Below are 12,308 nucleotides of genomic sequence, written 5' to 3'. Positions count from 1 at the left end.
TCCCCGGCTTCTGTAGTGGACAGGTATTGTGAATCCTATACGCTGGTCAGCGTTCTGACGCTCAACCGCCATAAGGAGACTCTGGATGTTCCACCATGAAATCGAACCCCGGTTCAACGAAACCGATGCGCTGGGCCACATCAGCAACACCGCCTTTCCGGTATGGTTCGAGCAGGCGCGGATGCCGGTTTTCCGGATTTTCCACTCCTCGCTGGATTTTGAGCACTGGCCGCTGATCATTGCGCGGCTGGAGGTTGATCTCAAAGCCCAGAGCTATTGGGGCACGCCTGTGACGATCCGTACCGGCATCGGGAAAATCGGCAATTCCTCGTTCCATGTTGTTCAGGAAGCCTGGCAGGGTGACACTCAGGTAGCCCGGGGCGTTGCCGTTCTGATCCATTTCGATTATGAGACCGAAACTGCATTGGCCATCCCCGACGATATCCGGGAAAAGCTGAATCAGCATCTCGTGGACGCCTGATGGATAATCTGCTGTCATCCCTTCCGCAGACGCTCGACGGCGAGGCATTTGAATCCATTCTTGAGGCGAGCCACGTCCGTATCGAGCGGATCGTCTCAAGAGGCCATACCTCACCAGACTACGGCTGGTACGATCAGGACGAACACGAATGGGTCCTGGTGTTGGAGGGCGCGGGAACTGTGCTGTTTGAGCAGGGCCCGGAGATCCACCTGAAGAAAGGCGACCACCTGACGATCCCCGCCCATTCAAGGCACCGGGTCAGCTGGACTGACCCGGAGACTGTGACGGTCTGGCTGGCGGTGTTCTACCGCTGACAACAGCAGGGCGCGTATTTCGCCTGGCTGGTGAAGCGTCAGCTACCGGATTGAACGCTGCACGTCATCCCCGGAGCCGGCGGGCACCAGAACCAGTCGGCCGGGCTGGACGTCGATACGCAGGTTCATCATACCGAAGAGCCGGGCGCCAGTGTCCGCCTCATCCAGCCGGTAGACCGGGCGTTCGTTAAGGAACTGCGCGGCAATGTCTGACAGGGTCCCGGTCACCGGGGAGAGATCAAACGCGCTGCCGGCGGCTTCCACATGGGTGGACAGCACCTTGAGATTGCGGATGTAAATGGCCTTTTCCTCCGCCTCATAGACCGGCGTGCCCTCGACGCTGAAATTCAGGTCAATGGGAATCCTCGGCGCCTGGAGAACGGCGCGCCCACCGAAATCGACCACTGCCACATCCCGATCTTCCGGGCCAATGGCCACATCGGCGCTGGTCAGTTCCAGTGTGACGGGGAGGCCGCGGTCGCTGAGATCCCGGGAAAAATCCGTGATCCGTTCACTGATGTGTTTCTCTACGGTGGACTCATCCACGCTGTAGGGGGAGAAGCTGGCGCAGCCACCGGCGAAGGCCGGCAGCAGCACCAGAAGGGCGGTTCTGGCAATCCGTTTCATCGGAGTCCTTATCTCTGTCACAGGTTCTGTTTCTTCATCCAGGGGATGATGCGCTCAAAGGCTTCCTGGATCCGCTCGCTCGTGGTGGAGAACGAGAACCGGATCGAGTTGGTGCAGTGTTCCCCGAAGGCGTCGCCGGGAACCGCGCAGACACCGGTCTCCTTGAGCATACGCAGACACAGGTCCGAGGCGTCCACATGATCCGGCAGGTCCGGGAAGATGAAGAAACCGCCATTGGGCTTATAGCCGGTCAGATACGGTGTCTGGTTCACCAGATCGACGATCAGGTCCCGCCGCTCGCGGTAGATCTCGATCATGTCCCGCACGCTCTGCTGGTCGCCCTCCAGGGCTGCCACGCCGGCGAACTGGGCTGGTGTGTTCGCCACCGATGTGGTGAACATATGGTAGCGCCTCAGTTTCTTGATCGCACCCTGGCTGGAGATGATCCAGCCCACACGCAGCCCCGCCATACTGTAGGTCTTCGAGAAGCTGGAGATGCACATCAGGTGGTCCAGATCCGTCCCGCAGCTGAGTACGCTGGAATACTCCTCGTCGTCCAGCACAAGGTGGTCGTAGACCTCGTCACTGAAGACCTGGATGCCCCGGAAGGCGCATTCCTCGACGATCCGTTCAATGGTGGACTTGGGGTAGACCGCCCCTGTCGGATTGTTCGGAGAGTTCAGCACCACCGCGAAGGTACGCATGCTGATGTTCTTGATGATGTCGTCCGGATCGAGCTGATGGCCGTTTTCAGGACGCGTGGGGATGAACTTCACCTCGCCACCGTTCATTCGGATGAGCGGTGCGTACAGCAGAAATGATGGATCCACCACCAGGAACTGGCGCCCGGGCGCGGCGGTGGCTGAGAGCGCCAGGTACATGGCCTCGGTTGCTCCGCTGGTCACCAGGATGTTCTCGGTGGAGAGCTTGCGGCCGTAACGGTTTCCGTAATAGTCACGCAGCGCCACCAGCAGTTCCGGCAGGCCGGCGTCCATGGTATAGCCGGTCTGGCCCGCCTGGATGGAATCCACCATAGCGTCGGTTACGTGCTTGGGGGTAGGCAGGTCCGGCTGGCCGATGGACAGATGGATGACATCATCCATTTCCGCGGCCATGTTGACCATGCGGCGGATGCCCGGCACCGGTATCGCCTGCATCGAGGGATGCCAGCGGGCCTTGGTCTTGCGATAGGTCAGCTTACGCTTGGGCGCGCTCTCGGGTACTGCCTTGCCTGCCGACGTAGCCATTAACCGCTCTCCCATACATCAATGAGTTCAAACAATCGGACATCAACCACAATGGCCAAGATAGGGGTGGAAAGCAAGAACAGGTAAGGGTAATCCCGTAAAGCGAGACTCTGGTGTGGCGCACCCTGAGCATGGCATTACGTGGATTGAGGCTCTACCCTGAGAGGACGCCAATCAGCAGGAGAGCACCATGGCCAGCACCGAGACACGCCCCGTGATCACCGTCCTTACAGCGCCGGACGAGGAGCGTCCGCCGGGGCTGGACCCACTGTTCGAACGGGCCGAGGTCCGTTTTGCCTGGGATGCCGGTACCCTGCGACAGACACTGCCGGGTACCCGCATCATGATGGTGACCGATTTCCGCACCGATGCCCTGCGCGAGGCCTGGCCCTCGGCGGAGAGCCTGGAGTGGATCCATGCAACCAGTGCCGGGGTGGATGCGCTGATGTTTCCGGAGCTGGTCAACAGTGGGGTCACCGTTACCAATGCCCAGGGCATCTTTGACCGCAGCATTGCCGAATACGTGCTCTGCACCATCCTGATGTTCGCCAAGGACTTTCCGCACTCGATCCGGCTGCAGATGGCCCACCAATGGCAGCACCGGGACACCGAGCGGGCTCAGGGGTCGCGTGTTCTGGTCGTGGGGGCGGGCTCAATCGGGCGCCAGATCGGGCGCCTGGTGACGGCCGTGGGCATGGAGGCGCACGGTGTGGCCCGCCGGGCCCGCAGTGATGACCCCGATTTCGAGGCCGTCCACGACAATGCCGCGATCCCCGAGCAGCTCGGTCTGGCCGATTACGTGGTGATTGCCGCGCCGCTGACGCCGGCAACGGAGAAACTGTTTGATGCGAAAGCCTTCCAGGCCATGAAGCCGACGGCCCGGCTGATCAACATCGGTCGCGGGCCCATCGTGGATACCCAGGCACTGGTGGAGGCACTGCAGAGCGGCGAAATCGCCGGCGCGGGGCTGGATGTGTTCGAGGAGGAGCCGCTGCCCTCCGATCACCCGCTCTGGGCCATGGAGAATGTGACCATGACCGCCCACATGGCGGGTGATTTCATCGGCTGGAAGAAAGCGCTGACCGAGCAGTTCTTCGATAACCTCGACAACTGGGTGGCGGGGCGCGACTTTTTCAACGTGGTTGATAAGGCATCCGGGTACGTCCCCAACCGATGAGGTTCCGGGCGGTCACTGACCGCCCAGTCGTGCCAGGATCGCGTCGCCTACAGCATCAGTGGTGCGCTCTTCGTGTCCGTGTTCCGCCAGGTCGGCGGCCACGGCGCTGTACAGTGCGTGGCCAGCACGTGCCAGTTCCGGCCGCTCCTCTCCCAGCCAGTCGAGCATGCGCGCTGTTGTGAACAGCATGGCGGTCGGGTCAGCTCTGTTCTGGCCCGCGATATCCGGGGCGCTGCCGTGAGTGGGCTCGAACATGGAGGGCTGGCTGCGGTCGTCCGGGTTGAGGTTGCATGAAGGCGCCACGCCCAACCCCCCGGAGATGACCGCCGCAAGATCCGTCAGGATGTCGCCCTGGAGGTTGCTGGCAACCACGACGTCGAAGGCCCAGGGGGCCTGAACGAACTTCATGCAGGCGGCGTCCACCAGTTCGTGGTGGGTGGCCACATCCGGGTAGTCCTTGGCGACCTCCGCGAAGACCTCGGTGTACATATCCCCCCAATGGCGCAGGGCGTTGCGCTTGGTGATCAGACAGACCTGGCTTTCCAGCTGTTCCCCATCAGGATTCCCGAAGGTCCGGGGTTTACCGGTTTCATGGCGTTCACCGGCACGCTTGCGGGCCCGTTCAAAGCCAAAGCGGATGATCCTTTCGGTGGCGAAGCGGGTGAAAATTTCCGTCTGGGTAGCGATTTCGCCGGGCTGGCCCTGGCGCAGCCGTCCACCCTGGCCGACGTACTCACCTTCACTGTTCTCGCGGATGACCAGCATGTCCGTATCCGCTGCGCGCGGGTCGGCCAGGTACTGCCGGGCGCCCTTGAGCTGGTGCGCCGGGCGCTCGCAGACCCACTGGTCAAAGCCCTTGCGCATCTGCAGCAGCGGGCTGAGAGAGACACTGTCGGAGAGGACATAGCGGTGAGGGTCCCGGCTGGGTCCCGGGTCACCCAGAGCCCCCAGGAGAATGGCGTCATAGCCGGCCAGTCTGGTCATGGCGTCCGCCGGCATCATGTCGCCGTTGCGGCGGTGCCACTCTGTCGAGGGCCACTCGAAGACATCCCATTCGAGCAGGAGATCGTATTGTTGCCTGAGATGGTCCAGAGCACGCAGGGACTGCTGGATTACATCGGGCCCGATACCGTCGCCAGGGGTGACGGCGATGCGTGTGGGCTTGCTTGAGGTGGCCATGGTCAGATCCTGATTTGACGCCGGGTGACATTTTTTACTGTAGGCGCTCTTGTATCTGTGGCAAGTTCTATACTGAAATCAGAGCAGGAACCCGTGTAAATACCGGTTTCACCGTCTGAAGCGTTTTTTTGGGAAGGGGTATGGAAGAAGAGGAGCTGTTTGACCAGTCGCACTGCGAGCACTGTGCCTGCGGTGCTGGCCTGGACTTTGATTTTTCCTTCGCATTCCAGCCAATTGTGGATGCGGACACCGGCGGGATTCTGGCCCACGAGGCGCTGGTACGCGGCCTCAATGGCGAGGGGGCCGGGGAGGTTCTCGGGCGGGTGACACGCAAGAATATGTACCGGTTTGACCAGGCGTGCCGGGTCAAGGCGGTGAAACTGGCATCGGAGCTGGGCATGACGTCCAAGCTGTGTATCAATTTCATGCCCAACGCGGTGTACCGGGCGGAGACCTGCATCCAGACGACGCTGGCGGCGGCGAACAGGTATGATTTCGACACCAGCCGACTGGTTTTCGAGTTCACGGAAGTGGAGAACCTTGCGGATACCGATCATCTGATCAGCATCATCGATGCCTATGAAGAGATGGGGTTTGACATTGCCCTGGATGACTACGGGGCCGGTTATTCCCGGATGAACCTGCTGACGGACACCACCCCGGAGTACCTGAAGCTGGACATGTCGCTCATCCGGGATGTGGAGCAGTATCCACGCAAACAGGCGGTGATCGAGGGAGTCCTGCTGACGAATGACCGTCTCGGTATTGCAACCATTGCCGAAGGCGTCGAGACTGAGGCCGAGTATCAGTGGTGCCGTGGCATGGGGATCCGCTATTTCCAGGGCTATCTGCTGGCCAGACCGGGGTTCGAGACGCTGCCGTCCCCTTATATTCCGAGTGACCATTAGTGTTCTATCGCGTGATTATCTTCGTTATCGGACTGGCTCTGGTTGGCCTGACCTTCGCACTCATGTGGGCGGGCGCCGGATTCTTCCTCGACCGGATGGGTGAGAAGGAGCGTGTGTTCGAGCGCGCTCGCCTGATCGCCATCTGGACCTTTGCCGGTTTCGGGATCGGGCTGCTGTTCATGGGCCTGGGCGGGCCGGTACTGGGAACGGTGGCGTTCTACCGCAGTGCCCGGGCCACCCTGCCGCACATCAGTGAAGCCAGGGTCCTGCTCTGGGGCTTTTCAGTGGTTCTCCTGAGTACCCTGGTGGCCGGAGGTCTGCTCTTCGGTGGTCTGGCCCTGGTCGCCTGATCCCCCGGGCGTTTTCAGGGCGTGGAGCCGTTCCCGGAACCAATTGAGAGCCGGTTCACGTTCGTGCTGGCGGTGCCAGTAGAGGTGCACATCCACCTCCGGCATGCCTTCGGGTGGCTCCAGAAGCGCGACATCCAGGTACTGGCCGATGATGTCCGCATAGGCCTCGGGCATGGTCACCAGCAGGTCCGTCTCAGCTGCCACCCGGCAGGCTGCGAAATAATGCTGGCAGCGTAGTGCGATCCGGCGCCGATGCCCGCGTGCACTGAGTGCGAAGTCCTCCAGCCCCTGACCCTCGGCCCGGGATGAGACCAGCACATGGCCGGCGGCCAGGTAACGCTCGAGGGTCATGCCCTGCCGGGCGATGGCCGAACCCCGCCGCGCCACCACCACCAGCCGGTCCTCATGCAGGCGTTCATGGGCGGTCTGGTCGCTCACCGGCAGCAGGACATCCACCGCGAAATCCAGCTTGCCCGCCGCCAGCTGCTGCTCCATCTCCCGTCGGGGCACCCGTTGGCTGACCACCTCGATCCCCGGATACTGCGTCATCTCCTGCATCAGCGGCGGCAGAAAGGTCGCCTCGAGCACATCCCTGAGCGCGATGTTGAATACCCTGGGCTGCTGCTCGGGGGTGAATTCATGGAAGGCGTTCAGGGCGGAGTGAATCTCACTCAGGGCCGGGTGCACGGAACTGGCCAGGCGCTGGGCGAGGGGCGTGGGCACCATGCGGTTGCCCTGGCGGCGGAAAAGGGCATCGTCGAACTGCTCGCGCAGCCGTGCCAGGGAGTGGCTGACGGCGGGCTGGGTGAGGTGCAGGATCTCGCTGGCGCGGGTGAGACTGCCTTCGCGGTAAATGGTGATGAACACGGTGAGGAGGTTCAGGTCTAGGCGGTTACCGGGGATCATGATGGGTGTCTCTCTGCATTAGTATTCTGCATAACATGCAATGAGGATAATTCAGTAGCCTTATCCGGTACAGGTTTCTACACTTTCAGTATCAATCGCGCAGGGGTGCTTCGGGGAGGCTTCTGCGGGAAACGCCACGAGTACTTTTCAGCTGCGCTGTCCTGCTCCGCTGAAAAGTCCAGGGTTTACCTCCGTGTAAACCCGTTTGCGCTTGAGCGCGCAAACCCATGTAGGCTGCTCTTCCGCCATCCATGGCTCCAGAGCTTCCCGCAGAAGCCTCCCCGAAGCACCCCCTCAGACACCTGTGAAAGCAGCCGGAGGTCCCCCATGGACTTTGAGCTCTCAGAAAAAGGCCAGGATTTCTACAACCGGGTCTGTCAGTTCATGAAAGACGAGATTGAACCCATCGAGGCGGATTATTTCCGCGAACTGCACAGCCTGGACAACCCCTGGGTGGTGCTGCCGGTGATCGAAGAGCTCAAGGCCAAGGCGAAGGCCCAGGGGCTGTGGAACATGTTCCTGCCCAAGAGTGACCTGGGCGCCGGGCTGAGCAACGCCGATTACGCGGTGATCGCGGAGCAGACCGGGCGCAGCTTCATAGCGCCGGAGGTCTTCAACTGCAACGCGCCGGATACCGGCAACATGGAGGTGCTCTACTACTACGGCTCTGAGGAACAGCAGGAGCGGTGGCTCAAGCCGCTTCTGGCGGGCGAGATCCGTTCGGCGTTCTGCATGACGGAGCCGGATGTCGCCTCCTCGGATGCGACCAACATGGAGGCGACCGCGACCATCGAGGGCGATGAAGTGGTGCTGAACGGGCGCAAGTGGTGGAGCACGGGTATCGGCCACCCGAACTGCCAGGTGCTGATCTTCATGGGCCTGACCGATCCGGACGCCAACCGTCACCAGCGCCATTCCATGGTGGTGGTCCCGAAGGACACACCCGGTGTAAAGGTAGAGCGGATGCTGAAGGTGTTCGGGGATGAGGATGCCCCTCATGGTCACGGCGAAGTGAGCTTCGACAACGTCCGGCTGCCGAAGAGTGCCATCATCAAGGCACCGGGGGCCGGTTTCGAGATTGCCCAGGGGCGGCTCGGGCCGGGCCGCGTGCACCACTGCATGCGGGCCATCGGTGCCGCTGAGCGGGCACTGGAGAAGATGATCCGCCGGGCCAACTCGCGTGAAGCCTTCGGTAAGCCGCTGTCGAAGCTCGGCGGTAATCCGGACATCATCGCCCGGGCACGCATGAACATCGAACAGGCGCGGCTGCTGACGCTCAAGACCGCCTGGCTGCTGGATACCAAGGGTGTCGGCGGCGCACTGAGCGAAGTGTCACAGATCAAGGCCGTGGTTCCGGAGATGCTGTGTACCATTGTGGACCAGGCCATCCAGATGCACGGTGGCGGTGGCGTCAGTGACGACCACGAGCTGGCCGCCATGTACGGCGCGGCGCGGTCACTGCGGCTGGCGGATGGGCCGGATGAGGTGCACCGGGCCATGGTGGCAAGGCTTGAGCTGGCCAAATACCGATAACAAAGGAAGACAACGCATGAGCCAACGGGTATTCATCACCGGCGGGGCCAGTGGCCTCGGCCGGGCACTGGCACTGAACTACGCCCGCCAGGGCGCACGGGTTTGCATTGGCGACATCACGCCGGAACAGGGTGTGGAAACCGAAAGTGCCATTAACGAGGCCGGCGGCGAGGGACTTTTCCTCGAATGCGACGTACGCCGGCTCAACAGTCTTGAAAAGGCAAAGGACGCCCTGGTGGAGCGCTGGGGTGGCGTGGACGTGGTCGTCAACAACGCGGGTGTAGCCTCTGCAGGCTCCATCGAGGACACCACCATCTCGGACTGGGAGTGGATCCTGGACATCAACGTCATGGGTGTGGTCCGGGGCTGCAAGGTGTTCACGCCGCTCCTCAAAGAGCAGGGCAGTGGCACCATCGTCAACATTGCCTCCATGGCGGGGCTGATGCTGGCACCGCTGATGTGCAGCTACAACGTCTCCAAGGCCGGCGTCATCGCGCTTTCCGAGACCATGAACCATGAGTTCCTCGACACCGGCGTGAACGTCTGTGTGGTCTGCCCGGCGTTTTTCCAGACAAACCTGACCTCGAGCATGCGCTCCAGCATTCCGGGCATCCAGAACAACGTGAACAAGCTGATGCAGCGTTCCAGTGTGACCGCGGACGACGTGGCGGAAGACATCGCCCGCGCGGTGCGCAAGGGCAGCTTCTGGGTACTGCCGCATAAGACCGAACGCCGCCTGTGGTACATCAAGCGCGCCAGCCCGAAGGCTTTTGACTTCCTGCTCGGGATGGAAAGCAAGCGCTGGATGAAAAAGATGCAGAAGAACTGAGCGAGGCGACCATGACCCTGATTGATCAGCCAACGGAAACCCGCGAGGGCGAAGCGCTGGACCCGGCCGCGGTGGATCGCTTTATGAAGCAGCAGCTGCCTGAGCTGGAAGGCGAGCCTGTGATCCGCCAGTACCCGGGCGGCGCTTCAAACCTGACCTACCAGATCGACTACGGCGAGCGCTCCTTCGTCCTGCGCCGCCCTCCGTTCGGTCACAAGGCCAAATCGGCCCACGACATGCTGCGCGAGGCGCGCATCATGCGTGCACTCAAGCCGGTCTACCCCTATGTTCCGGATATCATCGCTATCTGCGATGACCATGACGTGCTCGGTGACGAGTTCTACGTGATGGAACGCCTCAAGGGCGTCATCCTGCGTCAGGATTTTCCCGAGGGTTTCGAGCTCAGTGAGCAGGACACCCGCAAGCTGTGCGGCAACGTGGTCGACAAGCTGGTGGACCTGCACCGGGTGGATTATCAGGCCGCGGGTCTGGATCAGATCGGCAAGGGGGCAGGCTATGTGAAGCGCCAGATTGACGGCTGGAGTGATCGCTTCCGCAAGGCCCGTACCGACGATGTGAGCGACTTCGAGCCGGTCATGACCTGGTTGCAGGAGAAGATGCCGGAGGATGTGGCCACCTGCGTTATCCATAACGATTTCCGCTTCGACAACGTCGTGCTGAACCCGGAGAACCCCTTTGAGGTGATCGGCATTCTGGACTGGGAAATGGCGACGCTTGGCGATCCGCTGATGGATCTGGGCAACAGCCTGGCCTACTGGGTGCAGGCGGACGACGACCAGTTCTTCCAGATGCTGAGGCGCCAGCCCACGCACCGGCCGGGCATGATGAGCCGGGAAGAGGTGGTGGCCTATTACATGGAGCGCTCCGGCTTCCATGCGGACAACTTCGACTTCTATGAGGTCTACGGGCTGTTCCGCCTGGCGGGCATCGTGCAGCAGATCTATTACCGCTACTACCACGGTCAGACCCAGGACAAGCGCTTTGCGGGCTTCGGCCAGGCAGCGAATTACCTGGAGCAGCGCTGCAAGCGGTTGATCGAGAAGAGCAGCCTGTAGGAGCGGATCGATGGCAACACTCCACCTGATCCGTCATGGGCAGGCGAGTTTCGGTGCGTCGGATTACGACCGGCTTTCGCAGCGTGGCTGGGAGCAGGGTCGGGTTCTGGGGCGCTGGATTGGCCGGCATACCCAGCCCGAACGGCTGTTCGGCGGTGAGTTGCGCCGTCATCGCGAGACCATAGAGGCGATGGCGGAAGGCTTCGGGGATGGGCTGCCGGAGGCGGCGGTGCACCCGGGGCTGAATGAGTTTGACCATCGGTCGGTGCTGGAGGCGTACCGGCCGGGGTGGGGAAACCCGGAGGAGATGGCCCGGCAGCTGGCGAAAGAGGCGGATCCGCGGAAGGCGTTCCAGCATGCGTTCAGTGAGGCGATCCGGCGCTGGATCGGGGGCGAGAACGAGGGGGATTATCCGGAGTCCTGGCGGGCGTTCAGGGAGCGTGTGCTGCAGGGGCTTGATGAGGTGATCCGGGATGCCGGGGATGCGAAGCATGTGTTCGTGGTGACCTCGGGTGGGCCGATCAGTGTGGTGGCCCAGTCGCTATTGGATCTGGATGACATGCGGGCGTTCCGGCTGAATGAGGTGCTGGCGAATGCGAGTGTGTCGCGGGTGCTGTTCAGTGGGGATCGGCGGTCGCTGGCTGTTTTTAACAGTTTTGGGCATCTCGAAGGGGAAGACCCGAAGTTGGTCACCTATCGATGAGAATCGTGATCTCAGGACTGCGAATGTGTTGCAGGAGTGGGAGCGGGGACGGCCAATCGGGAAACGCCACAAGTACATCCCTGTAGGCTGCTCTTCCGCCATCCATGGCTCCAGAGCTTCCCGATTGGCCGTCCCCGCTCCCACTCGACCGGCCATAACGATGACGCAACGAATGAAAACTGGAAAACAAGGAATTGGAAAATGAGTGATCTGTTTGACCTGACGGGCCGCATTGCCCTGGTAACCGGTGCCAGCCGTGGTATCGGCGAGGAAATTGCCAAGCTGCTGGCGAAGCAGGGGGCGCAGGTGATTGTGTCCAGCCGCAAGATTGATGGCTGTGAGGCGGTGGCGCAGGCGATCCGTGACGAGGGTGGCAAGGCTGAGGCCATTGCGTGCCATATCGGGGAGATGGAGCAGATTGAGGCCATCTTCGCGGATATTGAAGGGCGTTACGGGCGGCTGGATATCCTGGTGAACAATGCGGCGGCGAACCCGTACTTCGGTCCCATTGAGGACACGGATGAGGCGGCCTTCAACAAGACGGTGGATGTGAACATCCGGGGTTACTTCTTCATGACCAGCGCGGGTGTGAACCTGATGAAGAAGCATGGCGGTGGTTCCATTGTGAACGTGGCGTCGGTGAACGGGGTGATCCCGGGGCATTACCAGGGGATCTATTCCATCTCGAAGGCGGCGGTGATCCAGATGACCAAGTCGTTCGCCACCGAGCTGGGAACCAAGGGCGTGCGTGTGAACGCGCTGCTTCCGGGGCTGACGGATACGAAGTTCGCCAGTGCCCTGACCACCAACGATTCCATCAAGCAGCAGGCACTGGCGCATATCCCGCAGAAGCGGATTGCGGAGCCGAGCGAAATGGCCGGGGCGGTGCTTTACCTGGTCTCGGATGCGGCCAGCTACACCACGGGCACCTGCCTGAACGTGGATGGTGGTTACCTCACCGTGTAACGTCTCCCCTAT

At 61.7% G+C, this 12,308-nt stretch carries 14 protein-coding genes; 10 read left to right on the top strand and 4 right to left on the bottom strand.

What is annotated here, in order from left to right:
* The first annotated feature begins 85 nt into the window (after positions 1-85).
* On the top strand, positions 86-481 hold the full coding sequence (locus F3089_RS13260) for an acyl-CoA thioesterase (RefSeq protein WP_151441269.1): 396 nt from the start codon (positions 86-88) through the stop codon (positions 479-481).
* Positions 481-795 (top strand): cupin domain-containing protein, encoded by a 315-nt coding sequence (locus F3089_RS13255; protein WP_151441268.1) that lies wholly within the window; start codon positions 481-483, stop codon positions 793-795. Before F3089_RS13260 ends, F3089_RS13255 begins: the two co-directional genes overlap by 1 nt.
* A gap of 42 nt (positions 796-837) precedes the next feature.
* On the opposite strand, the gene F3089_RS13250 is transcribed toward F3089_RS13255, so the two are convergent.
* Both F3089_RS13250 and F3089_RS13245 read right to left on the bottom strand, forming a co-directional pair.
* Positions 838-1,422, bottom strand: a complete 585-nt coding sequence (locus F3089_RS13250) for a YceB family lipoprotein (protein WP_151441267.1) — start codon at positions 1,420-1,422, stop codon at positions 838-840.
* Positions 1,423-1,439: 17 nt separating this feature from the next.
* Positions 1,440-2,669: a pyridoxal phosphate-dependent aminotransferase gene (locus tag F3089_RS13245; RefSeq protein WP_151441266.1), complete on the bottom strand. Its 1,230-nt coding sequence runs from the start codon at positions 2,667-2,669 to the stop codon at positions 1,440-1,442.
* Positions 2,670-2,859: 190 nt separating this feature from the next.
* On the opposite strand from F3089_RS13245, the gene F3089_RS13240 reads away from it, so the two are divergent.
* Positions 2,860-3,846 carry a D-2-hydroxyacid dehydrogenase gene (locus F3089_RS13240; RefSeq protein WP_151441265.1) on the top strand — a complete coding sequence of 329 codons (987 nt, stop codon included), beginning with the start codon at positions 2,860-2,862 and terminating at the stop codon, positions 3,844-3,846.
* A gap of 12 nt (positions 3,847-3,858) precedes the next feature.
* Here the strand turns inward: F3089_RS13240 and F3089_RS13235 are convergent, their stop codons facing one another.
* The gene (locus F3089_RS13235) at positions 3,859-5,025 is read right to left on the bottom strand and encodes an isocitrate/isopropylmalate dehydrogenase family protein (RefSeq protein WP_151441264.1); all 1,167 of its coding nucleotides are present in this window, start codon (positions 5,023-5,025) and stop codon (positions 3,859-3,861) included.
* Positions 5,026-5,165: 140 nt separating this feature from the next.
* Here F3089_RS13235 and F3089_RS13230 point away from each other — a divergent pair, with 140 nt between their 5' ends.
* Both F3089_RS13230 and F3089_RS13225 read left to right on the top strand, forming a co-directional pair.
* Entirely contained in the window at positions 5,166-5,933 is a 768-nt protein-coding gene (locus F3089_RS13230) for an EAL domain-containing protein (RefSeq protein ID WP_192497385.1), read from the top strand.
* Between the two features lie 11 nt (positions 5,934-5,944).
* A complete protein-coding gene (locus F3089_RS13225; RefSeq protein WP_151441263.1) occupies positions 5,945-6,283 on the top strand; it encodes a hypothetical protein in 339 nt (112 codons plus the stop codon).
* On the opposite strand, the gene F3089_RS13220 is transcribed toward F3089_RS13225, so the two are convergent.
* Complete coding sequence (locus F3089_RS13220; protein WP_202405601.1) at positions 6,215-7,189, bottom strand: LysR family transcriptional regulator; 975 nt, start codon at positions 7,187-7,189, stop codon at positions 6,215-6,217. The two genes, F3089_RS13225 and F3089_RS13220, sit on opposite strands and share 69 nt — an antisense overlap.
* Positions 7,190-7,516: 327 nt before the next feature.
* Here F3089_RS13220 and F3089_RS13215 point away from each other — a divergent pair, with 327 nt between their 5' ends.
* From F3089_RS13215 to F3089_RS13195, 5 genes are all read left to right on the top strand, one after another.
* Positions 7,517-8,722: an acyl-CoA dehydrogenase family protein gene (locus F3089_RS13215; protein ID WP_151441262.1), complete on the top strand. Its 1,206-nt coding sequence runs from the start codon at positions 7,517-7,519 to the stop codon at positions 8,720-8,722.
* Between the two features lie 16 nt (positions 8,723-8,738).
* On the top strand, positions 8,739-9,551 hold the full coding sequence (locus F3089_RS13210; protein WP_151441261.1) for an SDR family oxidoreductase: 813 nt from the start codon (positions 8,739-8,741) through the stop codon (positions 9,549-9,551).
* Between the two features lie 11 nt (positions 9,552-9,562).
* Complete coding sequence (locus tag F3089_RS13205) at positions 9,563-10,627, top strand: phosphotransferase family protein (protein ID WP_151441260.1); 1,065 nt, start codon at positions 9,563-9,565, stop codon at positions 10,625-10,627.
* Positions 10,628-10,637: 10 nt separating this feature from the next.
* Entirely contained in the window at positions 10,638-11,330 is a 693-nt protein-coding gene (locus F3089_RS13200) for a histidine phosphatase family protein (RefSeq protein ID WP_151441259.1), read from the top strand.
* 201 nt (positions 11,331-11,531) lie between these two features.
* Positions 11,532-12,296, top strand: coding sequence for an SDR family oxidoreductase (locus tag F3089_RS13195; RefSeq protein WP_151441258.1), 765 nt, complete (start codon positions 11,532-11,534; stop codon positions 12,294-12,296).
* Positions 12,297-12,308: the final 12 nt, after the last annotated feature.

This window comes from Halospina sp. K52047b, assembly GCF_008709855.1.
Lineage (GTDB): Bacteria > Pseudomonadota > Gammaproteobacteria > Pseudomonadales > Oleiphilaceae > Halospina > Halospina utahensis_B.
Note: the sequence above shows the minus strand (reverse complement) of the source record. Positions and strands in the feature narration are given on the sequence as shown.

Coding starts and splice junctions, on each gene's coding strand:
- F3089_RS13220 (WP_202405601.1), bottom strand. CDS start 7,189: ATGATCCCCGGTAACCGCCTAGACCTGAACCTCCTCACCGTGTTCATC.
- F3089_RS13210 (WP_151441261.1), top strand. CDS start 8,739: ATGAGCCAACGGGTATTCATCACCGGCGGGGCCAGTGGCCTCGGCCGG.
- F3089_RS13235 (WP_151441264.1), bottom strand. CDS start 5,025: ATGGCCACCTCAAGCAAGCCCACACGCATCGCCGTCACCCCTGGCGAC.
- F3089_RS13245 (WP_151441266.1), bottom strand. CDS start 2,669: ATGGCTACGTCGGCAGGCAAGGCAGTACCCGAGAGCGCGCCCAAGCGT.
- F3089_RS13240 (WP_151441265.1), top strand. CDS start 2,860: ATGGCCAGCACCGAGACACGCCCCGTGATCACCGTCCTTACAGCGCCG.
- F3089_RS13250 (WP_151441267.1), bottom strand. CDS start 1,422: ATGAAACGGATTGCCAGAACCGCCCTTCTGGTGCTGCTGCCGGCCTTC.
- F3089_RS13255 (WP_151441268.1), top strand. CDS start 481: ATGGATAATCTGCTGTCATCCCTTCCGCAGACGCTCGACGGCGAGGCA.
- F3089_RS13215 (WP_151441262.1), top strand. CDS start 7,517: ATGGACTTTGAGCTCTCAGAAAAAGGCCAGGATTTCTACAACCGGGTC.
- F3089_RS13230 (WP_192497385.1), top strand. CDS start 5,166: ATGGAAGAAGAGGAGCTGTTTGACCAGTCGCACTGCGAGCACTGTGCC.
- F3089_RS13200 (WP_151441259.1), top strand. CDS start 10,638: ATGGCAACACTCCACCTGATCCGTCATGGGCAGGCGAGTTTCGGTGCG.
- F3089_RS13205 (WP_151441260.1), top strand. CDS start 9,563: ATGACCCTGATTGATCAGCCAACGGAAACCCGCGAGGGCGAAGCGCTG.
- F3089_RS13195 (WP_151441258.1), top strand. CDS start 11,532: ATGAGTGATCTGTTTGACCTGACGGGCCGCATTGCCCTGGTAACCGGT.
- F3089_RS13260 (WP_151441269.1), top strand. CDS start 86: ATGTTCCACCATGAAATCGAACCCCGGTTCAACGAAACCGATGCGCTG.